Source organism: Marinobacter alexandrii (assembly GCA_039984955.1).
Taxonomy (GTDB): Bacteria; Bacteroidota; Bacteroidia; order Cytophagales; family Cyclobacteriaceae; genus Ekhidna.
On the sequence record JBDWTN010000007.1, the window covers coordinates 266,726 to 293,276 of the forward strand.

Here is a 26,551-nt window from a genome sequence, read left to right on the forward strand (position 1 = left end):
ATTATTCTGAAATGCGTGCAAATCCAGATCTAAAAACATTCTTAAAGCCGTACAACGAAAGCATTCAAAAACTAACATTTGAGCTGAGAGATTTCATTACAGACTTAGTACCTCAAATAAATGAGTTGATTTGGGATAATTACAATGCAGTAGCTATTGCATATTCCAAATCCGAAAAACTGAAAGATGCCTTTTGCCATATTTCGGTTTACGCTAAGCATGTCAATTTTGGATTTAATCGTGGCGCAGAGTTGATCAATACCAGTGTGGAGCTAAATGGAGGCGGAAAACTGATAAGACATATTTCCGTAAAGGATTTTCAATCTTTCCCGAAAAAAGACATTGAAGGTATGATTTGGGAAGCTATAGCGATTTCAGAAAAACACAATAGCCTCCTTATTGATAATGTTTCAGCTAAAAGTATAGTTATGTCTATATCTGAAAAGAAATTAAGGCCTTGAATGAATCAAGCCTTTACCTCCTATCATTTCATTAGAATCAAATTAGTCTACTCGTTCAAAAAGTATCGGTTTGAATGAATAATCACTGATGGTAAATTCACTCTTTTCCTTATTGAAGCGTAAATACCCATGATGGGTGGATTTGGAACTAAAAATATTTGTCATGACCGGAAGGTAATTCATGAGTTTCTCTCCCTTCACATGTATCGCCATACCTTCCTCTTGATCCTTCTTCAATTCATAAATCACTCCAAGTGCTTCGTTTCGATAGGTTCCTAAAAATGGATTGAGGTCTACCTTCTCACCTATCGCAGCGTATGATTCGTAACGATAATTAACAATCCCATTTCTTAAGAAATCCATTTTCTTTGGTTTTCCTTTCTCCAAAGTGAATTTCAAAGAGTAGTCAGCGATAGCCCCTAATACCTTAAAGCGATCTTTTGCAATGGGCAGTAGTTTGAATTCTGGCCCTGAATCTTCGACGTATTTGTATACGAGTGTATCATTTTCAATAACCAATTCTCGCAAATATCCATTTTTATAGGTGATGTAGTTACCTTCGTACTTCTTCAAACTCTTCGTTGAAATTTTATATTTTTTTGGTACAGCAACATTTTGATTTTGTCCCAAAATAAGGTCTAGTATGTTATATGCATGATTGGGAGCAGATACACTTGAGTTATTACTCAGCGTAAGTACCCAAAAATTTTCATCAGGAACCTTCAAAAACATCGCACTAAATCCATCCCAATAACCGCTGTGTCCATAGAATGGATAACCTTTATTAATCCCGTGCTGTACTCCCAAAGCATAACTAATTTTACTTCCGTCGTTTAAAAGTCCCCTCTCCGTCAAACGTGATTCTACGTCTTTCACAGGATGAGTATTACCCTCCAAGGATTCAGCCCAAACCATCAAGTCATTCATATTCGTATATAGACGTCCATCTCCTGAAGAGGTGAAATGTCGAGTTTGATCTATTTCATAATCATCCTCTGACATGGTATAGCTCACTGCTCTGTTCTTCATCACAGCATTGCTCTTTTCATAATAGGATGTATTCAGCATTCCCAAGGGTTTGAATAGGAATTCTGTTGCATATGCATTGATCGTAGTATCACTGAGTTCTTGAATGACTTTATTCAGAAGCACATAATTGGAGTTACTGTACTCATATTCGTTCCCAGGCTTAAAACCTAATTTGGGGTTCTTTTTAATGAGTTTATAGGCTTTACTTGTATTGATGGGACTCTCCCACACATGTCCTGTCATACCAAATGCAACAAGATAATCCATGATCCCACTAGTATGGTGAAGCAGGTGATTGATCGTAACCCCCCCCTCTGAATAGTCTGGAAGATCTTCAAGAATATCATTCACCTTTGTGTCAAGCGTAAGCTTCCCTTGATCTTCAAGCTTTAAAATACTGCAAGCTGTTATATGCATAGCCAGCCCCCCAACTTCAAAAAGAGTCTCTTCTGATATCTCAATTTCATAATCCAGGTTGCTCAGACCGAATGCATTTTTATAAACATACTGTCCGTCTTTGTGAACTGCCACCGCAATTCCAGGCTCATTAGCAAATTTTTCAAAAAGACTATCCAATTGAACTTGTTGGCCAAAAGTTGAGGTAATAAAAAATGACCATACCAGGATTGTGGATAATAGAACTAATTTCTTCATTTCTGTATCTAAATTGGGGTGTACAATAGTTATCTATCTGCTAATTGCAAACAGACTTGGTACAAGGGTAGGATTCATTCAGCGGTAATAAGTAGTTATTTATAATACAGAAGTTCTGTTTTATAAAACCGTATCTATTGATCTAGAAGAACTGACGTGATGGGTTTGATTCCTATCAAAATACATAAAGATAAGTTTCAACGAACTGAAAGATTGTAAATACTGGAATCTATTCAACAGATACCTCCAACTTCCAAAAAACCTAATATGATGCATTGCTTGAAACTTAAGTACTCATTCATTGTCCAAAACCTTTGGAATTGTTCGATCATAGAATAAACTCATTAGATGAATCATTATACAACATCATTCGAAATCAATCGATCAGCAGCAGATGTTTTTAGTGCAATAAGCACACAATTGGAAGCTTGGTGGGGCCATCAAGATCATCCTATTACTCAACTTGAAACAGCATTTAAGGTTTCATGGGGTAAGCCCTGGTATCAGTTTAAGGTCATTGCCTATCAGAAAGACAAAGAAATGATTTGGGAATGTATTGATGCAAATCAAATAATCAATGGTTTGGAAGGTGTGCAAAAAGAGTGGGTAGGCACTAAAGTGCATTGGAGACTGACATCTTTGGATGGGGAACGAACTAGATTAGATTTTGAGCATGAAGGACTCGTTCCTGATTTTATTTGTTTCGACATATGTATCAATGCCTGGTCAGGTTTTTTGGAACAGCATCTGGTTTCCTATTTAGAAAACTAACTAATAAGCTAATGGCTATATTTAGTTGTAAAAGGAATTAAAAAGTATGGGTAAAGTTCAACAGACGATAAGATACTGATGATCGTAGGAACCCATTCTAGAAAACTTAATTAGAGGTACCTTTTTTCACAATCAAGCGCAACTAATTAGGTTTACAATACATCTTTCCTTAAAACCATGATCCCACTCAACATGAAAAAGTCTTTTTCTATCCTAATTTCATTACTCCTTTGCTTATCAACTATTGTGGCACAAAAAGAAATAGTTCAACTTCCTGAGTTAGCCAAAGAGTTGAAAGAAATGAGAGATGATGATCAAAAGCTACGTAACAAATGGGTGAGTCTCTACAGGAAAGGGAAGACAGAGAGTGATAAGTTTAAAGAACTAACTGATCAGACGATAGCCAGTGATCGTGCCAATACTGCCCGCATGAGGGAGATTATTGAACAACATGGATGGCCTACTTACAACCTTGTTGGTGAAGGGCCAAGTAACAATGCTTGGTTGATTGTGCAACATGCAGATCGGAATCCACTATTTCAAGCTAAGTGCCTCCCCTTACTCAAAGACGCTGTGGACAATGGGCAAGCAAATCCCAGTAACTATGCCTATTTATATGATCGTGTACGCGTATCGAGAGGTGAAAAGCAATTATACGCTACGCAAAGTTGGACGAACAATGGTTTAGATAAAGGTTCTTATTACCCAATTGATGATGAATCGAATGTTCAGAATCGACGTGAAGAAATGACTGTCGATAGAACGGTGGTGGAAAATGCTCAATCTATGGGGTTTGAATATACAATTCCTACAGCTCAGAAGGCAGAAGCGCGTGCTAAAAAACTCAATGCTGATTATCAAGAGGCTTTGACTCAAGCAAAAATAGCAATGTCTGATAAGGAATATACCAAAGCCGCTGATAAATATATGGAGGCGACAAGCGCGTACGGATCTGTTTCTACCGAGGATTTTGTTGAAGCGGCAAGAGCCTTGTCACTGGCAGAACATACTGATATAGGAAAAGCAACTACGTTTTTGACGAGGGCCTTAGCAAGAGGGTGGGACGGACTTGATGAGTCTAAAACAAATTCGGATTTTGATTTCTTACGCAAATCAAAACCTGAGCAATGGTCAGATTTGCTCATTGTTGCTGAACAGATGAGCTTGGATCGTTAAAGCTACTTTTCACTACCTTGAAAAACAATTTCTGGTCTCGTAATTTCAAGCTTAAGGAGGTTGGATGTATCCCCCATCACTTCATCTACCAATCCAAATTCTTTAGCCTCAATGGCATTCATAAAGCGATCCCTTTTGAAAAAATCTTCTATCTCCTGCAACGTATGGCCTGTATTTTTTCCCATAATGTGAAAAAGCTGAGTTTGTAATCGTTCCTGTTCTCGTGTGGCAATTAAGACATCCTCTGTATACCCTTTTGATCCTCCTCCTGCCGGATGTTGATGAATAGTCGCTTGGGCCAAAGCGAATTTCTTTCCTTTCTGACCAGAGGTTAAAAGAAAGGTGGCCATACTTCCGCAAAAGCCTACAGCTACGGTAGACACAGGAGCAGAAATCATTTGAATTGCATCGTAAATCGCCATGCCTGCATACACAACACCGCCTGGTGAATGTATGTAAATATCGATTTGTCTTTTGGGATCCTGATTATTCAAATAAAGCAGCTGAGCAACAACGGAATTGGCTAATTGATCATCGATGGCAGTTCCTATAAAGATGATACGCTCTTTGAGCAAAAGACTATAAATATCATATGCACGTTCTCCATGACCTGAGCGATCCAAAACCATGGGTATGTAGTTATTATGAATAGGGTTTGAATTCATTTTGTGAAAATTGAATGGATTCTATCTTGAAAAAGAAAGTTCTTTTTACCTGTGAATAGCTCTCTTTCTACTTCTTTTATTTCACCTCTAAGCTTCTGCCTACCATGAAGTTTTATTAAGTCATATGCCTCTCTTTGGAGATTGACCTTTTCAAATAGCTGCTCATCAATTACAAGCTTTGCATCTATGAGCAATCTTTCTTCTTTTTTTCCTCGATTAAGAAGCCAATTCTCGATCTGTAGGGTTTCAGCTAAGGAAGTCCTCATAGTTCAGTGATTTAGATTTAACTTCATTTCTTATTTTCTCCAGGCATTTAAATTTTTGCACTGTCGCAGATCGCTCGCTTCGATAGCCAAACCTTTTTGACAAAGATTTCATACTTGAATTCTCATAGTAGAAGGATTGAAGTAGATCAAGGCATTTTTCACCCGATCGCTTTACCAAGTGGTAGATTTTTTCCTTTACTAGGCTGCTACTTTCTTCTTCTGGTAAGTCTATGAAATCAAATGAGACCTTTTTCTGTCCTTTGGCTATGGTGGAAATCCAAAGGTTTTTCACCGCCTTCATGAGATATGCCAGGTCATTCTCAACGTTCGATGCTTCTACTACTTTTTTTTCATAAACTCTGATTAGGGCTTCTTGAAATACCTCTTTGGCATCTTCCAACGAGCCACCATTTTTATGAATGTAGCTACATGCTATTGGAAAGTAGTTTTCATACCACTTTGTAAGCATTGCTTCTTTTATACAAATTTCAGTTGTCATTGCATATCAATTTATCTCTAAGACTGATTAAAGGTTGATATATCACCTAAAAAGATATTTTTTTTCAACCCAAGGTTAAAATGTTTTTACATTGCATAATTTGAATAAGTTCCAAGCATCATAACCTTGAGAACATTGCAAGCGTTTTTTCGATCAGATAAACACCTAACTCATGTACTCCAAAGTAATCCTTTCAATAGCTATCCTAGCAATCTTTATTTCCTCATGTCAGCAGACAAAAGAGCCAACTCCTCCCATGGTAGATGGTGATATTACTGACTTCCAACAGTTAGGAGTTGAGCCCATCGAACTCATGCAAGGTTCTAATCTCTATCTCTACCAAAATGATCATTTTGTGTGGCTTGGTTTTGATTATCCGGAAGAAAGTTTCGGTACTATGGATTTGAAATTGATAACTCCGACCCTTTCAGACACGCTAAACATGCATATTTCTGCCCAGATAGGTGAATGGTACCTTTCAGAAGGTTCACCACGACCCGATAACCCGGAAAGCGATCTTTGGTGGAATCATCAAGGCTGGTATGCAAACGAAGTATGGCCAAATGGCACAGATCGAAGTAGTGAAAACCCTCAACCTAAGTTCAAAAATGCCAAAGCACGTGAAATTCAAATCAGCAAAGAACGATTTGGTAGAGGCAAGTGGATGATGCAAGCTGAAATCAGAGCTATCCGAACAGGTTCAGGCTTTACAGGTACTTCCTTTCCTAAGAATGGATGGTATGAATTAACGGTGTTTTAGCTAAAAAAGTAGCGCTCTTATTTAATTTTAATGGCGTGACTCAATTCAACTATAAAAATCGAAACCTACTTTCAGGTCCACACCTATTGGGTGTACTATTAATAATTGCCGGCTTATTCGCTCTCTCGAGCCCCCTTTTCATGTTAGTAGGAGGCTCTTCGGAACGTGTCTTCGGTGTGGGGATAGGTGCTATTCTTATAGGAATAGGTATCGTCACATCGTACGAAGGAACCAAAATAGATTTCTCTAAGAAGAGACTTAAGGAATACCTTTCTATTTGTGGGTACAAACGTGGTGAGTGGAGTGACTTAGCTGAAATAATGAAAATAAGCATTGCTTCTAAAAACTACAGAACTTCAAATACGCCGAACGGAATAAGTCCAACTATCTCTGGCATATCTACACATTATGAAATGTTACTATCTACCAGTAGCCATGAATATAGGTTTCTTTATCAAAATGAAACCAAAGCAATCAAGGATGCTAAAAAACTAGCTTCAGGTTTAAACGTATCTTTAGATATCAATTCTTTCTAGAAAAGTCTATCATCAAATTGTCATTCAGAGATGAAAAAACAACTTCTAATATTCGGTCTTTTAGTGTTTTCAGCAGCTTCATTAAGCGCTCAAAGTAACTATCAAGATACAACCAAGCATTACTCCTTTCAAGTCAATTATTGGTTCAACCTACATCATTTTTTATGGCTTGAATCATTCATGAATGTCTCGAAAGACAGCACTATCATCAGTCAGACACTTTCTAAAGTTTCACAAAAAAAGTTGGATATTTCTCTTGCATATTATAGAGAAAAACTGGCCTCACAAGACCTAAGGACAAGCGACTATATGACTGAATTTAAGCACTGGATTACGAAAGGAGATAACGACCTGAGTATGGTGCCTTCAGAGTTTCAAGCACACGTAGACATGCTTAAAAATGTCAGCGATATATATCAAAAGTATTTTTGGCCATCGCATGAAAAAAGTTGTATCAATAGTATTAAAGAGAACATTGGTCTAATACGGAAAACGGAAGAAAAATTTGTAGATGAAATCACTACCCTTACTAGACAATTTTGGCAATCAGAGAAGTTGAAAGTAGATGTAACTTATGTAGGAAAAGCAACAAAGTGGAACCCAAGAAACCTACCATATACTTCGCTTTTTCCTACTCATGTGGTAATGAACACCGTTGGCACAAATGACACCAAAGGCAACTGGATAGAGCTCCTTTATCACGAATCTGCACATCACCTTATCCTTTCTAATTCATATTTTATAGGTGGCACTCTTAACGACATAGGTGAAGTAATGGATGTGAAGCTCCCAAGACAGCTAGGGCATTCCTATCTGTTTTATTTCACAGGTCAGCTAACTAAAAAGCTTCTTGAAGAATCTAGTGTGTCTTATCCTAGTACATACATGGAGCGAAATGGTATATTCTCCAAGTACTATCCATATTTGGATGTGCACCTAAAAGCCTATATGAATCGTGAGGTTACCTTAACGGAAGCTTCAGAAAGCATAATAAAAGATCTTCAAGAATAGCATATCATAAGTTTTGAACCCCTATTAAATTATGTTATCAAGCCTTACTCCTAAAAAGCTATTCCTGATCGATGGTATAGGAGCAATAATCTCTGCGTTCTTTTTGGGTATAATCTTGGTTCTATTTGAAAGTATTATTGGAATGCCATTAAATGTGCTGTATGCATTAGCTGCTTCAGCACTACTATTTGCTTGTTATTCGTTGAGTTGTCATTTCTTGTCCCCCAGTAAGTGGCAATTATATCTTAAACTCATTGCAGCAGTTAATACATTTTATTGCTTCCTCACTCTAGGCTTGGTTACATACTATTATACTAGTCTCACAATGTTGGGCTTAGTCTATTTTCTAATTGAAATAGTGATCATTGCTTTGTTGATACGAACTGAATTTTTGTTCGCTCAGAAGAAATCTTAAACCCATTTCAGATACCTATATTCCTGTTTCACTAACTATTTGCTTTCTATATATCAAGCTATGATAGAAGTTTGATTCATGGATTTTTTCACAGAGCTCGCATATCGAAACTTTGCACTCTTCACTTTTGGCATCATTTGTCTTATTGGGACATTAGTCACCGGCATCCTTTCTTTTACTACTACAACAGAAGTATTGGGAATTAATGCTTTTATCAAGCCCTTCAAGTTTTTTCTATCTACAGTCATTTTTTCCTGGTCTATGGGATGGTACTTGGGTTATCTCAATCATCCAACAGTCATTACCATTTATTCATGGACAGTGATTCTTGTTCTCAGCTTTGAACTAATCTACATTACTTTGAGAGCCGCACAGGGCCAACTTTCCCATTTCAATATTTCTACACAGCAAAACGCATTGATGTTTAGTTTGATGGGCATTACCATAAGCATCATGACACTGTTTACGCTCTATATCGGAATGCTTTTCTTTCAAAGCAAATTACCTGAACTTCCTTCGTCCTACCTGTGGGGGATTCGTCTGGGGATTATTTGCTTTGTGATTTTTGCTTTCGAAGGTGGTATTATGGGAGCTAAATTGGCTCATACTATTGGTGCCGCTGATGGAGGCCAGGGTTTAAAGCTATTGAACTGGAGCACCAAACATGGAGATTTAAGGATTGCTCACTTTGTGGGCATGCATGCGTTACAAATACTTCCTTTGATTGGTTTTTATCTACTCTCCTCATCCAAACAAATGATTATTTTTTCTTCAGTCTATTTTATTACTTGCACTGTCGTACTTATCCAAGCATTACTGAAGATCCCGTTGATTAAATGATAAACCATATATATATACTTATCGTCATCCTATATCCTTTATACATGGGTTGGGATTCTTCTGATCTAGTACGGGTCACTAATCATCGTTTGAAGCAAGAAGCGACAATCACTCAAAAAGCTTTTGACATACTAAAAGCTAAGTGTAATTCTTGTCACATGACAGAATACGAAAGAAAAGTATTTACGATAGAAAATATGAGCAAATCTGCCAAGGCTATCCATAAGCAGGTTTTCCTAAAGAAAAAGATGCCTAAAGGAGATCAAATAAAACTCACAGAAAAAGAATACAAAGTGCTTAAAGAATGGCTTCTCGAACTTGGAGTTGAATAAAGAAGCTTATCATTCCCCTTTAGAAAAGACATCAAACTTTCCTTCCTTCTGGTAGTTGAATGTGATCAACCAAAGTCAATAATATTGATGAAAATCTCTTTGATTAGCGTGTAAGAAAAGCCCCCACGAAGGAGGACTCTTACTGCCACTTAGTTATCTCGCGATAACGATCTTTGTTGCGTATAATTTTTTTGTATCACTAACCAAATTGAGAAGATAAACGCCAGGATTAAGATCTGATAGATTTATTTTATTAGATCGCGTCTTCTCTTTAGCCAATTCTCCTTTAAGTGTATAAATAATAATATCTGCAGATGCCAACCCTTCGATTTTCAGGTAATTACTTACAGGATTTGGGTAGATATGAAAAGAGTTTGAATCCAAGCCAAGTACACTTTCAATTACCTCAAATGATTGCTCCATCTTAGTTGCCGCTTCAAAATTTACATCCCCGGATTGCAATGCTGTAACGGTAACTGTTCCTACACCTGTTGGAGTCAAATTGGAACCAATTAAAGTAGCTGGTCCTGTTGTTTCATAAGAAACGAGTAATCCACTAGAAGCAGTAGCTGCTAGAGCAATAGGATTCGTATCAATTCCAATCTCAAAGTCATTAAGTTCAGGAAACGAAATGGTTTGATTAGCTTTTGCAATGGTCAATAACTGATCCATAGAAACTGCATCATGATAGTTGTCATTTCCAATTTGACTAGCAGTTATTGTGACAGATCCTGCTCCGACAATAGTAACCTCATTTCCATCAATTGTGACTACATCAAGGTCCGATGATATATATACAATAGCATTTCCAGAGTTACCACCAGTTGCGGATAACGTGAAAGGAGCATCTCCAAATGTCCTAGTTGTCAATGCTTCGAAAATGATTTGCTGGCTCGCCTTATCTACTACCAATGTCTGCTCTACATCCATCGCAGCTTCATAGTCATCGTTTCCTGGCTGACTTGCAGTAATAACAGTCGAACCGGCTCCCACAATAATTACTTCTCCATTTTCTATAGTAGCAATAGTCAAATCTGAACTAGCAAAATCAACTACTAAGTCAGCCGTGGAAGATGCTACTAGACTAAAGTCTGGTTCACCAAAAGTTTTTTCAGGTAAGGATTCAAAGAAAATAGACTGAGTTCCTTTCGCAACAGTGAACTCTCTGAAGACAGATGGTGCCGGATTATAGTCCACATCGCCGGATTGTTTTGCTTGAACTTCCACTGTTCCTGCTCCTGTGATCGTCAGCAAATTTTCACTTACGATAGCTGGTCCTGATATGATTTCAAAACTCACATCTAGCCCCGATGATGCGGTTGCCTCAAGGGTAAAGGCATCATCTTCTACTGATTTATCTGCAATTGGATCAAACGTGATCGTCTGAGATAGTCGATTAAAAATCCAACCGATTACATTCCCATTATCAATAGAATTAAAGGCATTAAAAGTGGCTCCTCCTGTTGCTGTTACCTCTTCCATCTCCAGAAAATAACCGTTTACAACACCTGTACTTTGAGAGATTGTCAATGAGGAAGAAACGGTTTGTGGCTCAATGATGATAGGGTCTAATTCAGTTCCAACTGCAATAAATTCATCTACAGTTAGAACTCGATCACCCACCGTAGACACATCTGATCCTGCTTGAAAGGTCAAGGTCGAAAGAGTCAAATCCGTATAAAAATCTACTCGTTGAGAAACTGTGAGATTATTCAGCGTAATGGTTTCACTTACGTCGCTACCAACAATGAGAGATCCTGAAATAATAATTTCAGAACTTCCTCCATTAATCGTGGTATTGGTTGAACCATCGGATCTAATGGAATTTGACTCCAAGGTTGACGTACCAAGGTTGAGTGTTTTACTTTCAGAACCTAAGAAAAAGAATTGGGATATGTCAACATAATATCCATTCGTATTAATTGTCCCACTTTCAAAATTAATATCCCTCAGCACCACATCGCTTTCCAAGGTCCATGTTCCTCCCGATAGAAAATTTGCAATCCAGTTCGATCCGGGCCCGTCACTAAAATCGATCGTCGTACTACCTGTAGTTAAAAAGTTAAAATTTCCAATATCAAGGTTTGAATTAACGGATAAATCTAACGAACCATAGATATTCATCTCTTTTGTGCTACCTGAAATAGTAAAAAACTGATCAGCCAACGAAGCATCAAAGTCATTGAAATTGGCACTTGTCCCATCAATTACTACGACCTCACTATCCTGACTAAATGAATTAGCATCAAAAATCACATTATCTAAGACTCCTGGAACAGCCACATGAAAGGTAGACCCACCTGAGGTAGTTGTCCAGTGATTGGCAAAATCAGACCAGTTACCACCATCTCCGACCCAGTAATAATCATCACCAGTCAGTCCTGTAATATTCCACCCGGTATTATTCCCATTATCTATGGTTTCAGTCGCATTAAATGTAGCTCCACCTGAGACGTTGATATCCTGCAAGATCAAATATGTTGCATTTACAGTACCAGTTGCTTTTGAAAGTGACACTTGTGTTCCAGCTAAAGTTGAAGCAAGTGAAATAGGATTTGCTTTTGTTCCAGGCAATACTAAATCACTAGTAACAGTAGTAGTGGTGCTTTCTTCAAATGAAATGCTAGATCCTTCTTTGATCGTAAGATTTTCAATGGTATGAGACCCTTCCACGACTATCGTACCATCCAATACAACATTGTAAAAGTCAAAACTTCGATTGGAGGTACTTTGTATATCAATTTCATCTGTAATCTGAACGGTAGACGTTCCTTCATTAAATACCGGTGAGCTTGATGAATTTGATAAATCAAAATTGTCACAGTAAATATTACTTGCTCCTGCATTAAATATCCCATCTATGAGCTGTAACCCACGACCTACATCCAAAGGATTGTTATTTAAATTCAAAACTCCGTCCCATAACTGTAAATCAAGACTGATTGAAACAGAGTCCTGAAAATTCACCGTGCCACTTCCATTGAGTCTGAGGACTCTAAATCGACCAGTTTCTCCATAGGTCAGCGTATGCGTACCACTTCCTTCCATCTCCATGGTGTAGACATCTTTATCCACCTCATCTGTGAAAGTGGCTGAACCATAAATATTAAGTCTCAGTCCGAAAGCACCATACAATCTCGGTGAATTGGTAACTCCAGTCCAGTCCATATCATTACAATCTACATCAATGTCCAGAGTGACTGTTTCGTCTGGTACCGTAAATGAATTGATATCAAAAAAGACATTATCATATCTGGCAGGATAGTCCGTATGGAAAGTGGTTCCGCCAGAACTAGTAGCCCAGTGACTCGCAAAATCGGTCCAGTCGCCTGCATTTCCTACCCAATAGTAATTCTGCGATACTGGCGCATTGATGGTCCATCCCGTTGTATTTCCATTTCCGGTTGAATTGTTGGCCGTGAATGTGGCTGCTCCGGTGGCATGAATATCGCTCAACTCTACATAGGAAAGAATAATTGATCCTGATAATGCTTCAAAAGTAGCTTCACTCCCACTAGTTGTAGTATTAATGACTGACGGACTAAATTTATCTCCCTGTGACACCAAGTTCCCCACGGTAAAAATATCTCCGGACCTTAGTTCAAGTTCAATTTCATCAGGAATGGTTATTTCATTAAAAGTAGAATTATATCTTAACCGACCATTTTGACTATAAAATTCGACATCATAATAGGTAAATGGACCATCTCCATCTCTGTCTGAATAAAAAGAAGTCGTGATAATCTTAGATGTTCCAGCATTCATTGTGATGTTCGTGCCTCCTATCCAAAATCTATCTGCAGCGATTTCTGATGATCCTAAAACAATCGTTTTGCTATTTGATCCTGAAGTATTGAAACCAATTTCAATGGTCAGATTATTACCATTCGTATCAAGGGAACCAGCCGTCATATTAAGGTTTTCGGTCTCCAAATTATCTTGAAGAGTCCATCCCCCACCTACTCCAACAAACATCAGATTAGCATCTGTACCCAAAGAAGTACCATTCGTTGTAATTGTATGACCCGTTGAAGTTGCTTCGAATTCTAAGTCATCAAAATCAGCTGTCATATCCGCAGCAAGTGTCAATGAGGCATAAATGTCCATAGCGTTACCATTTCCATCAATTACAGGAAAATTGGGAACTCCAGTCCAGTCCATCGAAAGACAATTGGCAGCTGCATCTAATGTCACAACTTGACCAAAGCTGTCAAATGAATTGGCATCAAAAATGACATTGTCTGATGCTGTCGGTGGTTGTGTATGGAAGGTAGATCCATTAGATGTTGTAGCCCAGTGATTGGCAAAATCAGACCAGTTTCCTGATCCTCCCACCCAATAGTAATCCTGTGAAAAAAGAGGTAATCCACACGAAAAAAGGACGAGTAAGATTATTAGATTTTTCATAATGGTGCTTGGAATTTTCATATTAAAATTCCTTCATATTACTTCTTAAGCCAAGTTTTATGGGTAAACAACCAAAATTTTGAGGGAATGACTACTGAAGCAATCAATAGGGCTAAGCATGAATCAACAAGTTGATCATTTGGCCGATCAAACCTTATTGATCAATAGTAGTTGAGGTTGCATGTCAAAACATTACTTAATAATCGGAGGGAGTACTGGTATAGGACTTCAACTAGTAAGAAATTTATCATCAGAGGGACATGAGGTTACAGTTCTCTCAAGAAATGAAGGTGAATTAACCAATGTGACTAATATTAATCATATGGTTTACGACGTAACGTCCGACGAACTTCCTGACTTAAGCATGGAGAAGCTTGATGGATTTGTGTATTGTCCTGGATCTATCAATCTCAAACCTTTTCATCGATTAAAGCCTTCGGATTTCGTTGATGATTTTCAGCTTAATGTTATTGGAGGCATTAAGGTTTTACAACACATATTACCAGCCCTTAAAAAAGCTGAAAATCCATCAATTGTATTCTTTAGCACGGTGGCAGTACAGCAAGGTATGGGATTTCATAGTTCAATAGCTGCCAGCAAGGGTGCCATTGAAGGATTGACCAAATCCCTAGCCGCAGAATTTGCTCCAAAAATACGTGTCAATTGTATAGCCCCTTCTGTTACAGACACGCCATTAGCAGAAAGACTATTATCTACAGACGAAAAGAAAGAAGCCTCCGGTAAGAGACATGCACTAAATCGTGTAGGAACACCAGAAGATATCGCTCATATGGCAAGCTTTCTTCTATCTCCTAAATCTGGATGGATGACTGGTCAGATACTCGGTGTAGATGGTGGAATGTCTACATTACGGTCAATTTGATCTAGATGAAAATATTACTCACAGGATCTACAGGTTATATTGGTCGGCGTTTACTTCCTGATCTCGTGAAGGCTGGTCATCAAGTAGTATGTCCTGTTAGGGATAAACGCCGTTTTGATTTCGAAGACTTTGATGAAGGCTTTCTTGCATCCGTTGACGTAATAGCGTGTGATTTTCTAGATCGGGAAAGTTTGGATAAGCTGCCAAAAGACATTGATGCGGCCTACTATCTCATTCATTCCCTCACTTCGAATAGCAAGGAGTTTAGTAAGTTGGAAGCCACTACCGCTGAAAATTTCATTTCCTACCTAAATACTACCAAGGCACAACAAACTGTGTATTTGGGAGGGATCGCAAACGACGAAGAGCTTTCGGATCATTTATCCTCACGTCAAAATGTAGAAGAGATTCTTAAACAATCGAAAACCAACCTTACGGTATTGAGGTCAGCGATCATCATTGGCTCAGGAGGTGCTTCTTTCGAGATCATTAGAGATATTGTGGAGAAACTTCCGGTCATGATAGCTCCAAAATGGCTCAACAGCAGGTGCCAACCTATTGGTATTTACAATGTAATGGAGTATCTCATCGGGGTTCTTGGAAACGAAAAAGCGTTCAATTCCACTTTTGATATTGGTGGGAAAGATATTCTTACCTACAAACAAATGCTTCTCCAATTTGCAGAAGTTAGAGGATTGAAACGGTATATTCTGACGGTTCCGGTTCTTACCATAAAATTATCTTCTTTATGGCTCTATCTAGTTACCTCCACCTCCTATCGATTAGCCAGAAACCTGGTTGACAGCATGAAAAATGAAGTGGTGGTTCGAGATAATAGCATTGAAAGTATTGTGACCATCAAAAAACTTAGCTATAAGGAATCACTAGAAAGAACCTTTCAAAAGATCAGTCAAGAGCAAGTAGTTTCTAGTTGGATGGATTCCTTTGCCAGTCCAGACTTTAATAATGTATTTCTTAATCAAGTAGAAGCTCCCAAGCATGGTTGTTTCAAAGACTATAAGAGCTTCACATTTTCCAGAGACCCGCAAGAGGTTATTGAAAATGTTTGGTCAATCGGTGGAGCGCGAGGATGGTATTACGGTAATTTCCTATGGAAAATCAGAGGGTTTCTGGACAAGTTAGTTGGAGGAGTAGGTTTAAGAAGAGGAAGAAGAAACCCAAGCGATCTTAAGGGAGGTGATTCATTAGATTTTTGGCGTGTACTATACGCAGACAAAGAAGAATGTCGGCTGCTCCTTTTTGCTGAAATGAAACTACCAGGTGATGCATGGTTAGAATTCAAGATAAAGTCCAATGGAGACAATCATCAATTAATTCAAACAGCCACTTTCAGACCTCTGGGCCTATGGGGTCGTCTTTATTGGTATCTGGTGTTTCCATTCCATGGGTTCATTTTCAGAAACATGGCGAAGAACATAATATCTTATGATCAGTCATCCTGAACTTGTTTCAGGATCTTTAGTTAATATCTTGGCAGACGCTGAAACAAACTCAGCATGGCAGCAAACTTTCAATTTATGAGCAAACCACAGGTTACCATTTTCTGGTTTAGAAGAGATTTCCGTTTAGAAGATAATGCAGGACTCTATCACGCCCATCAAGAAGCATATCCTGTTCAACCGACATTCATTTTTGATACAAATATTCTTGACGATCTAAAAGAAAAAAAAGACGCAAGAGTAGAGTTTATTCACCAGGAGATAACACGCCTGCAAGCAGAAATTATTGCGCAAGGAGGTTCGATGGATATTCGAATTGGAGATCCAATTGAAGTGTGGAAAAATCTTGCCAACGATTATGACATCAAAACAGTTTGGGCCAATAGGGATTATGAACCTTATGCTAGGGAAAGGGATAAAAAAGTGTACGATTTTCTTAAAGAAAATGGTGCTGAGTTTAAAGCAAAAAAAGATCATGTCATTTTCGAGAAAGATGAAATTTTGAAAGGCAATGGAGACCCATATGTTGTCTATACGCCATACAGTAATCTCTGGAAAAAGACTTTACAAGAAGATCATATTAGGGCTTATAAATCTGAGGAAGAATCTAATTGGAATCAAGCTGAAGTACTAAAAATCCCTACGCTTAATGAGATTGGATTTGAGTCAACCAACATCGAATTTCCAACAAAAGAATTGAATGAAAAAATAGTCGAAAAATACGACGAGACCAGAGACCTTCCGGCTGTCAAAGGAACGAGTAGAATGAGTCTCCATTTACGCTTCGGAACCGTTAGTATTCGTGAACTTGTAAGACGTGCAAAATCTCTAAATGAAAAGTATCAAAACGAACTCATTTGGCGTGATTTTTATCAAGCTATTTTATGGCATTTCCCACAAGTAGTAGATGCTAATTTTAATCGAAAATACGACGATTTGAAATGGAGAAATAATGAAGAAGAATTTGAAAAATGGAAGAAAGGAAAAACAGGATATCCTATCGTTGATGCCGGAATGAGAGAACTCAATGCTACTGGATTTATGCATAACAGAGTACGTATGATTGTCTCCAGTTTTCTTACTAAACATCTACTGATCGATTGGCGCTGGGGCGAGGCTTACTTCGCAGAAAAGCTTCTGGATTTCGAACTTGCCAGCAATAATGGCGGATGGCAATGGGCTGCTGGAACGGGAGTAGATGCACAGCCATATTTTCGAATTTTCAATCCGTATTCACAAACTGATAAATTTGACAAAGACCATAAGTACATTAACAAATGGGTGCCAGAAATTGACACGAAGTATTATCCTGATCCAATCGTTGATCACAAGGTTGCCAGAGAAAGATGTCTGGAAGTTTACAAGGAAGGAATGGCATAATAATGAGATTGTAGAAATTAACTACAATTAAATTATAACTATTTAATTTTCAGAAGTTAACATTACACTATTTAAGTATTAACTTATAGCTAAATAAGTGATAATTATTGTTTTCAATCAGTGAAATCAATGGATTCATTTAATCGCTTTTCGCTTATCTTTATCTTATGAGAGTAACATTCCTATTCCTTGCTATAAGCATCGCAGGTCTTTCTTCCTGCATTGAATATGATCCAAATTATGGCCAGGCTCCCAGCCAAGCCAAAGCTCCAGATATTGCTTTTGTTGGAGACCCACAACTGACCTTTAGGGACACAGTCTACATCCCCATCTACTCAGATATTTATAGTGAAACGAAGGATGTCAAATTCAATCTGACTGCTACTTTAAGCATCAGAAATACAAGCTTTCAAGATACGATATATGTATCAGATATTGACTATTATGATTCCGAAGGTGAGCTCATTCGACACTACCTCGACAGTACCTTATTGCTACGACCTATGCAATCCGTTGATTACGTCATTGAAGAGGATGACACACAAGGGGGAACTGGTCCAAATTTCATCGTCAATTGGGGGGCTAATAATCAAAAGTTGAAGCCTATTTTTCAAGGAGTGATGATCTCCACACATGGGCAGCAAGGCATCTCTTTTCTGACTAACGGTTTATCAATTAGCAAACAATAAAAATCATCTCAAAATATTTGATTCAAGTCACCTCTTGATCTGTCAAAGATCATATCTATTGGAATGATATTCTATAATCTTTATCTCCCAAATAAGACATCATTATGGGAGAGCATCTTGTCAAGCCTGCTACAGATAAAGAAGTACGTTCAAAATTCATTCGACATCTACTCAATGACATCAATTGCCTCGAGCTTATGCTGGATCGAGGACTCATTGAAAAAGGTATTAATCGTATTGGCGCTGAACAAGAATTTTGCTTAATCTCAAAAAATTGGCGACCTGAAAAAAATGCCGAAGAGTTACTCAAGAAAATTGATGATCATCATTTTACTACAGAGTTAGCTCGCTTCAATTTAGAGATCAACCTCGATCCTGTAGAGTTAAAAGGTGACTGTTTTACAACCGTTCAGAATCAACTAGAAAGGTTACTTAGTAAAGCAAAAGATAAAGCTCTAGAGGAAGATACATTAACCATCCTGGTCGGGATACTTCCAACCATTAGTAAGACGGAATTAGCTTTTGAATTTATGACGCCTCAACCGAGGTATTGGCTATTGAATGAAATGGTAAAAGACATTAGAGGTACTGACTTTCATCTCCACATCAAAGGAGTAGATGAACTAGCCATGTCTCATGATTCTGTATTGATGGAAGCATGTAACACCAGCTTTCAATTGCACTTACAGGTAGAACCTGATGATTTCGTGAAAAGCTATAATTGGGCGCAAGCCATCTCCGGTCCGGTCCTGGGTGTTTGTGCCAACTCTCCCCTTCTACTTGGCAGAGAGCTTTGGAGTGAAACTCGCATTGCACTGTTCCAGCAAAGTATCGATACACGCATCGCCAGCTATGCATTAAAAGACCAGCTACCAAGAGTCAGTTTTGGTGAAGACTGGGAAACAGGAACTGCTGCTGATATCTTCAAGAATGATGTAGCACAACACAAAGTAATACTCGCCAGAGAATTAGCCTCTGACTCGCTGGCAGAGTTAGACGCAGGGCATATCCCTAAGCTGGAAGCACTAAGCACACATAATAGCACCATCTATCGATGGAATAGACCCTGCTACGGAGTTGGAGGAGGAAAAGCACACCTCAGAATAGAAAACAGATACATCCCATCTGGGCCTACCATCCTTGATGAGATGGCCAATTTCGCACTTTGGGTGGGTTTGATGATGGGTAGGCCTCAAAAGTATGATGATATAGCCCAACTTATGGAGTTTAGAGATGTTAAGTCAAACTTCATTAAAGCAGCCAGAACGGGCAAGGAATCGGTTCTTCGATGGGACGGTGAACTCATATCTGTTAGGGATCTCATGCTGGATGTTCTTTTGCCTATTGCCAGGAAAGGATTGAAGAAAGTGCATATTGATACAGAAACAGCAAATAGGCTTCTGAATATCATTGAGGAACGAACGAAGAAGCAAACAGGAGCTCAATGGACAATCGCTAGCTACAGGAAACTTAGAAAAACCCTAAGACAAGATGACGCCCTGTTAGCTTTAACTAAAGCAATACAAGAAAATCAACAAGCTAATAAACCTGTACATGAGTGGTCAGAAATTAGCTCTACGTCAGAAACTCATGAAAATGCTTTTCAAATAGGACACATCATGTCCACACGCCTTTTCACAGTTTATGAGGATGATTTAGCAGAAATGGCCACCCAGTTGATGATTTGGAAAGATATTCACCATGTCCCTGTTGAAAACAAAGTGGGAGAGATTACCGGATTACTTACCTGGACTCATATGGAAAAACTCAGAGACTATCAATCCGATCATGATTCTTCACTCTGTGTAAATGATATCATGGCTAAAAATGTAATTCTTAGCTATCCCGAAATGCCTATCAAAGAAGCCATTCAAATCATGAAGCAAAATGAAGTTGGATGCCTTCCTGTGGTCTACAATCAGCATCTGGTTGGGATCGTCACAATAAAAGATGTAATTCAATATGACCAAGATCAAGGTGCACAGTAAAGCTTTAGAAAAAACAATTGGAATAGACAGAGTAATCGGTGAGATAAATGGACTTCACAAAGGCCCAACCTTAATTTTTATGGGTGGTATTCATGGAAACGAGCCGGCAGGAGTATTTGCATTGAATCGTTTCATTGAATCTATGAGGCACCTAAGAGACGCTATGTATGGTAATATCATTTGTCTGACTGGGAATCTGGGAGCATTACGAGAAGGTATACGATTCCACGACGAGGATCTAAACAGGGTCTGGACCCGGGAAAGAATGGCATCACTTAGCCAATCAAATGGAATAGGAAGCAACAATGAAGTCAATGAACAAAGAGAAATTTTCTCTATCATTCAGCATGTTTTAGATACTCATTCAGGTCCCTTTTACTTCTTCGATTTACACACTACTTCCAGTGAGACCATTCCATTCCTTACCGTGAATGATAGTTTACTCAACAGAGATTTCACTATTCAATACCCGCTACATATCATACTTGGGATAGAAGAGTATCTGGATGGGCCTATTCTTAGCTATATCAATGAGCTGGGATATGTAGCATTTGGCTTTGAAGCCGGACAACATGATGACATGTCCTCAATTGAAAACAATATGGCATTTTGTTACCTCTCTGCCGTATTCACAGGACTCATCAATAAAGATCTTGTAGACTATCATCACTACCATGATATGCTGGCAAAAACCAGTGGAGATGTACAATCAATTTATGAGATCCATTTCAGATACTTAATAAAGACTGGTGAGCTATTTACTATGGAGACTGGTTTCTTCAATTTCCAGAAAGTATATAAGAATCAGCTTGTTGCAAAGAGTGATGGAAAAGAAGTTCGAGCTAAAAACGATGGACGAATATTTATGCCACTCTATCAGGCTCAAGGTTCAGATGGTTTTTTTACTATTAAGAAAATTTGGAAGCCTTTTCTAAGAATTTCAGCAATCATCAGAAAATACAGATTGGATCGTATGCTTGTGCTACTTCCAGGTGTGAAATGGATAGATCATAGCAAATCAGGACTCATCGTCAATAAAAAGATTGCTCGTTTTCTTGCGAGGGAAATTTTTCACCTATTTGGATATAGGAGTATGGTTATTGATAAAAATCATGCAAAGATGTTTTACAGGGATGCGTCGGCACGCTTTGAAGAATATCTGAATCAGCCTTGGATTACTCATTAGCAGTTAGAAAGCCTCAGCAATATTGAGATAATAATTATTAGTATTCTGACCAAAGCCCCAATCAAATCTAATATTGAGATCTTCTCGCTTATCAAGCAAAAACCTAAGCCCAAACCCTACTGAAGGACGAACATTGCTGAGCTCAAAAGAGTCAATGCTGGAAGCTACATCACCAGCACCAATAAAGGCTACCATGCCGAATCTTCCTTTGATATCTCTCCGATATTCAACCTGTGCCGCAATCATATTTCGTTCAATAAATCTTCCTTCATAATAGCCTCTCATAATCTCAGATCCTCCGAAAAAAGCATGTTCGTTTAATGGTACATCCTTATGTGAAAAGTGTGTTTTGAGTTGAATAGCTATCACATCTCCTCGATTCTTGAAAGGCATAAAGAATCGTCTAAGGTCTATTCTGGTCAATTGAAAAGTACTGGTACTCCCAAATAATTCATCATAAAACCCATGTGTAAATTCAAAATACCAGCCCTGCTTACTATTCAGCAAGTTATTTCTGTTATCAAAAACGGCTGCTAGCTGAAGGCCTACAGAAGTAGACCCACTGATACCGAATTGATCACTATTAGCTAGTTCTCCATCCGGATCAAAAAACTCCACACCGCTAATTCGATTGTAACGAAAACCCCCACCTAAAAAGAAATACCTATAAAATACTTGCTTTAGCAAAATAGGCTCAATTAAGACCTGATTATATTCATATTCCTCCTCATTGGAATCAGGAGTATCTCTGCCCACACCATAGTAGAGTCTTGGAAATTTTCTAAAAATGATATTACCCTCAAGCATCCACTTCTCCTGAGGTGAGAAAATTTCAAAACCAGAAAATAGGATAAACTGGTTTTTTAAAGTGTATTGAAAGGAGATTGGCATATTGGATGTTCTAGTCTCATCTCCAGATCCTTTGAACTTAAATAGCCACTTTGCTCCTACACCAAGAGCAAGACTTGTGGATGGACTGTATGAAACAACAGGCGCCATGATGATTTTAGCTGGATATAGTGCGGTATCCTGCTGTGCAGCTAACTTATTAGGATAAATGGTGAAGAAATCGATGAATCGATCTATACCGGATTGTGCATGGGACACATTGAATTGCCAGAACAGTAAAATCATACATATGACACATCTGTGAGTAGCAAGCCTTTTTATTTCCATAGATGCTCAAAAATAAGTACTCAACCCTCCAAAATAGGTAATCATTGGATAACCTATTTTCTATTAGTTGCGCATATGTCTCACCGACCATGCCCACCAAATCAATATGGGATGGATAAGGATCAATCTTCCCCACCCTACCCAAGCGGGCACACATAAACCACCTTCAAGACAACTACCTTGCTGAATGAAATAAACATGAGAAGGGACAAATCCTAGGAGCATAACTATGATTAAATAAGCCGCAGATTTTCTGCTTCGCTCAGAAAATAGCATTCCACCAAGAACTATTTCACAGAACCCGCTCAAATAATTAATCATTTCAGGAAACACAAAATACTCAGGTATAAGCGGTAAATAAAAATCTGGATTAATGAAGTGATTTATACCAGCAATCACATAGAAAATTCCTTGTACAAAAGGGCTGATTTTTTTCATATCCACTGAATCTTTTGTTTCTGATGCGTCTTTTTAAGGATTAAGAAAAACGGTATCCACCAGATAAAATCATTTGTAATCAAGGTGTAGAAAAAGCCGAAAGGTACCTTGTCCTGAAGATAATTCATCACAAAGCCTAAGGGCCCAAAGATTTTACCCAGGAACCCAACTGCAACAATCGGCCAGTGAGTCAATGGATCTTGAGCAGCCCACCAATACCCCAAACCATAAACTCCTATGACCATACCCATACCTTGCCAAATCATGGGTTGTGTAGGGAATTCCATTCCTACCAATTCAAAAAAATGGTTGGGAAATAGAACTACCCAAGCTCCCCATATAAGGTTATAAATAGCCGCAATTTTAAGAGTCAGTGACATCCAATTCGATTTCATAACTATGAAACCTAACTCAACTCATATTGTTCTTTCTATTGATTTTGATACCACTTGTTCCGCCTGAGAATTGACTGATACCAAACTTATTCATTCCTCAACGTATCTGATGGGTTCATATTGGCACTTTTATACGATTGAACAATCACTACAAAAAGCAATAAAAGAAGCGTAATAAACCCTGAAAAGAGGACGAGCATAAAATTTGGGGAAATCCGATAAGCAAAATTGGACAACCACTGATCTGCCAAGTACATGACAGCAGGAATTGCAATAAAGGTTGACAACAGCATCATAATCGCATATTCTTTACTGAGAGAATAAAGAATTTCAAGTACTGACGCTCCAAAAACTTTTCTTACGCCAATTTCCTTTTGACGTGTGATAGTGATGAAACCTATGATTCCAATTAATCCCATCACCGCAAGAATCATAGATACTCCTGTCAGTCCTGAAATTAGTATGCCAGCATTTTTTTCTCGTGTATATAATTGATCCAAATGATCATCCAAAAAGGTCACATCAAAAGGGACTTGTTTTTCAACTTTGAGATAGGCATCTTCTATTGCTGAAACTACGGAAACAACGTCTCTTGTCTCAACCTTAACCATGGCACTATAGACCCATGATGCCTCTGCACGCACCTCCATCAACATAGGCTGAGTCTCGTACTGTAAGCTGAAATAATCAAAATCTGGAATGATATCAGCAATGGTGTAATGCGACCCATAGCCAAACTGCTCGTTTTGCCATTCCGGTTCGAGGACTAGCGTTTGACCAATAAGTTCATTGGATAAAATCCCAAGCCCATCAGCCAATTTATTGGCAGCCGTTTCATTGATAATAAATACACTATCCCGATCATTTAGCTGATCAAAAGCTTCGGAACTGATTCCTAAAATGTCTAAGCTTGATACAGTAGTTTGGATGTGTGTTCCGTCTGCGTATCTTTCACTTCCTCCTCTCATCTCGTATGTTAGCTGGTTATACATAGATGTTCCAGGAATTAGTCCTGTTCCTACTGCATTCACTCCCGGCAATCTTTCCAGTTCTGCTTTGATCAACCCATACTTTTCTCTGCCTTCTACATTAAAGAAAAGGATATCTTCTTTTTCAAACCCTAACTCTTTGGTATGTACAAACGTCATCTGTTGCTGAATAGTCATAACCATGCTGATCAAAACAATCAACATAAAAAACTGAGTGGCCAGAATACCATTTCTTGCATTCCATAAGCGACTTCTTGAAGTAGTTAGCTTTCCTTTGAACAGTTTAACCAATGATTTTTTACTGAATACAATTGCCGGGTATATCCCACTGATAAGCCCTGTGAAAAGTAAAACCGCAGCAATCACAAAAAAAGACGATGGAGACCACAAGACTTCTTTCTCTATCCCAATATCCATCAGCTCATTGAAAGGTGTAATAGCTGTGTAAACGACTATCCATGCAAACGGAATGCATATCAAGGTTAGCATAATAGCCTCTAAAAGAATTTGAATAGCAATATCATTGGACCTTGCACCCATCACTTTTCTTACACCCATTTCTTTCTGTCGCCCTGAATAAATAGCAATGGAAAGGTTTGCATAATTGGTCCAAACGATAAGTAGTATAATCAATCCAACGATGCTAAAAGTGAAGATGTATGATAGGTTAGCTGTAGGCTTTAATTCATAGAGCATTCCGTCTGTAAAGTGAATGGAAGTAAGCGGAACAGAACTCACTCCTCGCTGTAGCTCATCCTCACTATACCCTGGAAAAATGCTATCCATGTCACCGTTTAGTTGTTTAAGTACGTGATCGATTGAAGAATGCTCGGTAAGTTTGATATATGTGTATGCTCCCCAACTAGGAATTAATTCTTGATGAATGATCATTTCAAAATCGAAATGCACATTCCCTTTGACATCCTCAATTACACCACCAATCTCAAAGGATTCATCTTGAATATTAATAATGTCTCCCACGACATTCGCCAATCTCCAATCTTTTCCATAAATCTGAATCGCTTTACTTTTGGTGAGCACAACCTTACTGAAAGTGTCGAATGATTGGTTCGATGAACCAGCAATGAAATCTTGAGGGAAAATATCTTGAAAAGCCTTTCCATTATTCGTGTATAGAATTTCATCCTCAATCAATTCCTTACCATTCACTCTTACATAATACTTACCGTTCGGTCCAATATCTGATTTGTTGGGCACAAAGTGACAAGCAGCTTCTACCTGATCATAGCTTATTAGCTTTTCTGTGAGGTAGTGTTGCTCTTCTGGTGTAGATCCATACCATTGAGGGAAACTCATACAGGTATAAGTTTGATCTCTATACTTATTCATCAACCTATAAACTTGATCTGATTCTGGGAAAGCCTCATCATAGGTCAGTTCATGCTGAATGTAAAGAGCAATCAAGAACACTGAGGCTATTCCAGCTGTCAGTCCCAAAAGATTCATTGTGGTGAATGAAAGTCGCTTAATCAGATTCCGCAAGGCGATTCTAACGTAGTTATTGAACATAGGAAGGTATTGTTTAGTCTTAGAATATTTTTCAAATGAATAGGGCTTAAAAAACTTAATCACATCACGAATGAACCATAGATCGGCTTTTAGCTTTCCATATTGATTTCTTCGATGGTAATAGCCCTCTTCAAGATCACCGACAATCTCTTCCTGCAATTCTTCTGACACGAACCATCGAAGAAACCTAGCTGCCCACTTTGGTGGTTGTTTTCCGATATTCATACCAGATCTGGAATTTGTGCCCACAAAGACTGTCTGGATTTCTTTATAGCCTGGATTGTCTCTTTGCCATCATTCGTTGGGACAAAAATTCGCTTCCTCCTCCCTCCTCTTTCATCGGTAGCCCCTCCCATTTCTGATTGGATTAGTCCTTTCTTTTCTAATCTGGAGAGTACCGTATGAATGGCACTAATGGAAATAGATTTATTGGTATGTATCTTATACTCCTCACTCACGGAAAAGCCATAAGCATCCTTCTCCATTTTCATAATGAGGAGTAAGACCGTTTCTTCTAAATAACCGAGCTGTTGCATTTATTCAATATTTGTAGAACATAAAGCTAAAGAAAAAGTATTGATTACTTCAACACTTGTAGTATTAACTAAATCTCCC

At 38.3% G+C, this 26,551-nt stretch carries 24 protein-coding genes; 14 read left to right on the forward strand and 10 right to left on the reverse strand.

Annotation, left to right across the window (positions count from 1 at the left end; all coding sequences use genetic code 11):
• The first annotated feature begins 11 nt into the window (after positions 1–11).
• On the forward strand, positions 12–461 hold the full coding sequence (locus tag ABJQ32_07535) for a hypothetical protein (GenBank protein ID MEP5289485.1): 450 nt from the start codon (positions 12–14) through the stop codon (positions 459–461).
• A gap of 42 nt (positions 462–503) precedes the next feature.
• On the opposite strand, the gene ABJQ32_07540 is transcribed toward ABJQ32_07535, so the two are convergent.
• Positions 504–2,144, reverse strand: a complete 1,641-nt coding sequence (locus ABJQ32_07540) for a serine hydrolase domain-containing protein (protein ID MEP5289486.1) — start codon at positions 2,142–2,144, stop codon at positions 504–506.
• Between the two features lie 348 nt (positions 2,145–2,492).
• Between ABJQ32_07540 and ABJQ32_07545 the strand changes: the two genes are divergently transcribed.
• Both ABJQ32_07545 and ABJQ32_07550 read left to right on the forward strand, forming a co-directional pair.
• The gene (locus ABJQ32_07545) at positions 2,493–2,915 is read left to right on the forward strand and encodes a hypothetical protein (GenBank protein ID MEP5289487.1); all 423 of its coding nucleotides are present in this window, start codon (positions 2,493–2,495) and stop codon (positions 2,913–2,915) included.
• Between the two features lie 192 nt (positions 2,916–3,107).
• Entirely contained in the window at positions 3,108–4,091 is a 984-nt protein-coding gene (locus ABJQ32_07550; GenBank protein MEP5289488.1) for a DUF6624 domain-containing protein, read from the forward strand.
• A gap of 2 nt (positions 4,092–4,093) precedes the next feature.
• On the opposite strand, the gene ABJQ32_07555 is transcribed toward ABJQ32_07550, so the two are convergent.
• From ABJQ32_07555 to ABJQ32_07565, 3 genes are read right to left on the reverse strand one after another with little or no spacing between them, the layout of a single operon-like run.
• Positions 4,094–4,756, reverse strand: coding sequence for an ATP-dependent Clp protease proteolytic subunit (locus ABJQ32_07555; GenBank protein ID MEP5289489.1), 663 nt, complete (start codon positions 4,754–4,756; stop codon positions 4,094–4,096).
• Complete coding sequence (locus ABJQ32_07560; GenBank protein ID MEP5289490.1) at positions 4,753–5,022, reverse strand: hypothetical protein; 270 nt, start codon at positions 5,020–5,022, stop codon at positions 4,753–4,755. The genes ABJQ32_07555 and ABJQ32_07560 overlap by 4 nt, the downstream gene beginning before the upstream one ends.
• Positions 5,003–5,521, reverse strand: coding sequence for a sigma-70 family RNA polymerase sigma factor (locus ABJQ32_07565; GenBank protein MEP5289491.1), 519 nt, complete (start codon positions 5,519–5,521; stop codon positions 5,003–5,005). The genes ABJQ32_07560 and ABJQ32_07565 overlap by 20 nt, the downstream gene beginning before the upstream one ends.
• A gap of 172 nt (positions 5,522–5,693) precedes the next feature.
• Here ABJQ32_07565 and ABJQ32_07570 point away from each other — a divergent pair, with 172 nt between their 5' ends.
• The 5 genes from ABJQ32_07570 (at position 5,694) to ABJQ32_07590 (ending at position 9,415) form a co-directional block, all read left to right on the forward strand.
• Positions 5,694–6,281, forward strand: a complete 588-nt coding sequence (locus tag ABJQ32_07570; protein MEP5289492.1) for a hypothetical protein — start codon at positions 5,694–5,696, stop codon at positions 6,279–6,281.
• Positions 6,282–6,316: 35 nt separating this feature from the next.
• Entirely contained in the window at positions 6,317–6,817 is a 501-nt protein-coding gene (locus tag ABJQ32_07575; protein ID MEP5289493.1) for a hypothetical protein, read from the forward strand.
• Positions 6,818–6,847: 30 nt separating this feature from the next.
• On the forward strand, positions 6,848–7,828 hold the full coding sequence (locus ABJQ32_07580) for a hypothetical protein (protein ID MEP5289494.1): 981 nt from the start codon (positions 6,848–6,850) through the stop codon (positions 7,826–7,828).
• A 493-nt stretch (positions 7,829–8,321) separates the two neighbouring features.
• Entirely contained in the window at positions 8,322–9,083 is a 762-nt protein-coding gene (locus ABJQ32_07585; GenBank protein MEP5289495.1) for a hypothetical protein, read from the forward strand.
• A complete protein-coding gene (locus ABJQ32_07590; protein ID MEP5289496.1) occupies positions 9,080–9,415 on the forward strand; it encodes a hypothetical protein in 336 nt (111 codons plus the stop codon). Before ABJQ32_07585 ends, ABJQ32_07590 begins: the two co-directional genes overlap by 4 nt.
• A gap of 153 nt (positions 9,416–9,568) precedes the next feature.
• Here the strand turns inward: ABJQ32_07590 and ABJQ32_07595 are convergent, their stop codons facing one another.
• Positions 9,569–13,822, reverse strand: a complete 4,254-nt coding sequence (locus ABJQ32_07595; protein MEP5289497.1) for a T9SS type A sorting domain-containing protein — start codon at positions 13,820–13,822, stop codon at positions 9,569–9,571.
• 181 nt (positions 13,823–14,003) lie between these two features.
• Between ABJQ32_07595 and ABJQ32_07600 the strand changes: the two genes are divergently transcribed.
• The 6 genes from ABJQ32_07600 (at position 14,004) to ABJQ32_07625 (ending at position 21,408) form a co-directional block, all read left to right on the forward strand.
• Complete coding sequence (locus ABJQ32_07600) at positions 14,004–14,705, forward strand: SDR family oxidoreductase (protein MEP5289498.1); 702 nt, start codon at positions 14,004–14,006, stop codon at positions 14,703–14,705.
• Positions 14,706–14,710: 5 nt separating this feature from the next.
• Entirely contained in the window at positions 14,711–16,168 is a 1,458-nt protein-coding gene (locus ABJQ32_07605; GenBank protein MEP5289499.1) for an SDR family oxidoreductase, read from the forward strand.
• Positions 16,169–16,222: 54 nt separating this feature from the next.
• Complete coding sequence (locus ABJQ32_07610; protein ID MEP5289500.1) at positions 16,223–17,545, forward strand: deoxyribodipyrimidine photo-lyase; 1,323 nt, start codon at positions 16,223–16,225, stop codon at positions 17,543–17,545.
• Positions 17,546–17,712: 167 nt separating this feature from the next.
• Positions 17,713–18,234: a DUF3124 domain-containing protein gene (locus tag ABJQ32_07615; GenBank protein ID MEP5289501.1), complete on the forward strand. Its 522-nt coding sequence runs from the start codon at positions 17,713–17,715 to the stop codon at positions 18,232–18,234.
• 104 nt (positions 18,235–18,338) lie between these two features.
• Positions 18,339–20,222, forward strand: a complete 1,884-nt coding sequence (locus ABJQ32_07620; GenBank protein MEP5289502.1) for a CBS domain-containing protein — start codon at positions 18,339–18,341, stop codon at positions 20,220–20,222.
• The gene (locus tag ABJQ32_07625; GenBank protein ID MEP5289503.1) at positions 20,197–21,408 is read left to right on the forward strand and encodes a succinylglutamate desuccinylase/aspartoacylase family protein; all 1,212 of its coding nucleotides are present in this window, start codon (positions 20,197–20,199) and stop codon (positions 21,406–21,408) included. Before ABJQ32_07620 ends, ABJQ32_07625 begins: the two co-directional genes overlap by 26 nt.
• Positions 21,409–21,411: 3 nt before the next feature.
• Here ABJQ32_07625 and ABJQ32_07630 read toward each other — a convergent pair whose 3' ends face one another.
• From ABJQ32_07630 to ABJQ32_07650, 5 genes are all read right to left on the reverse strand, one after another.
• The gene (locus tag ABJQ32_07630) at positions 21,412–22,542 is read right to left on the reverse strand and encodes a BamA/TamA family outer membrane protein (GenBank protein ID MEP5289504.1); all 1,131 of its coding nucleotides are present in this window, start codon (positions 22,540–22,542) and stop codon (positions 21,412–21,414) included.
• A 105-nt stretch (positions 22,543–22,647) separates the two neighbouring features.
• Positions 22,648–23,022, reverse strand: a complete 375-nt coding sequence (locus tag ABJQ32_07635) for a MauE/DoxX family redox-associated membrane protein (GenBank protein MEP5289505.1) — start codon at positions 23,020–23,022, stop codon at positions 22,648–22,650.
• Entirely contained in the window at positions 23,019–23,402 is a 384-nt protein-coding gene (locus tag ABJQ32_07640; GenBank protein MEP5289506.1) for a hypothetical protein, read from the reverse strand. Before ABJQ32_07640 ends, ABJQ32_07635 begins: the two co-directional genes overlap by 4 nt.
• Before the next feature lie 101 nt (positions 23,403–23,503).
• Positions 23,504–26,161 carry an FtsX-like permease family protein gene (locus ABJQ32_07645; GenBank protein ID MEP5289507.1) on the reverse strand — a complete coding sequence of 886 codons (2,658 nt, stop codon included), beginning with the start codon at positions 26,159–26,161 and terminating at the stop codon, positions 23,504–23,506.
• The gene (locus tag ABJQ32_07650; protein ID MEP5289508.1) at positions 26,158–26,472 is read right to left on the reverse strand and encodes a PadR family transcriptional regulator; all 315 of its coding nucleotides are present in this window, start codon (positions 26,470–26,472) and stop codon (positions 26,158–26,160) included. The genes ABJQ32_07645 and ABJQ32_07650 overlap by 4 nt, the downstream gene beginning before the upstream one ends.
• Positions 26,473–26,551: the final 79 nt, after the last annotated feature.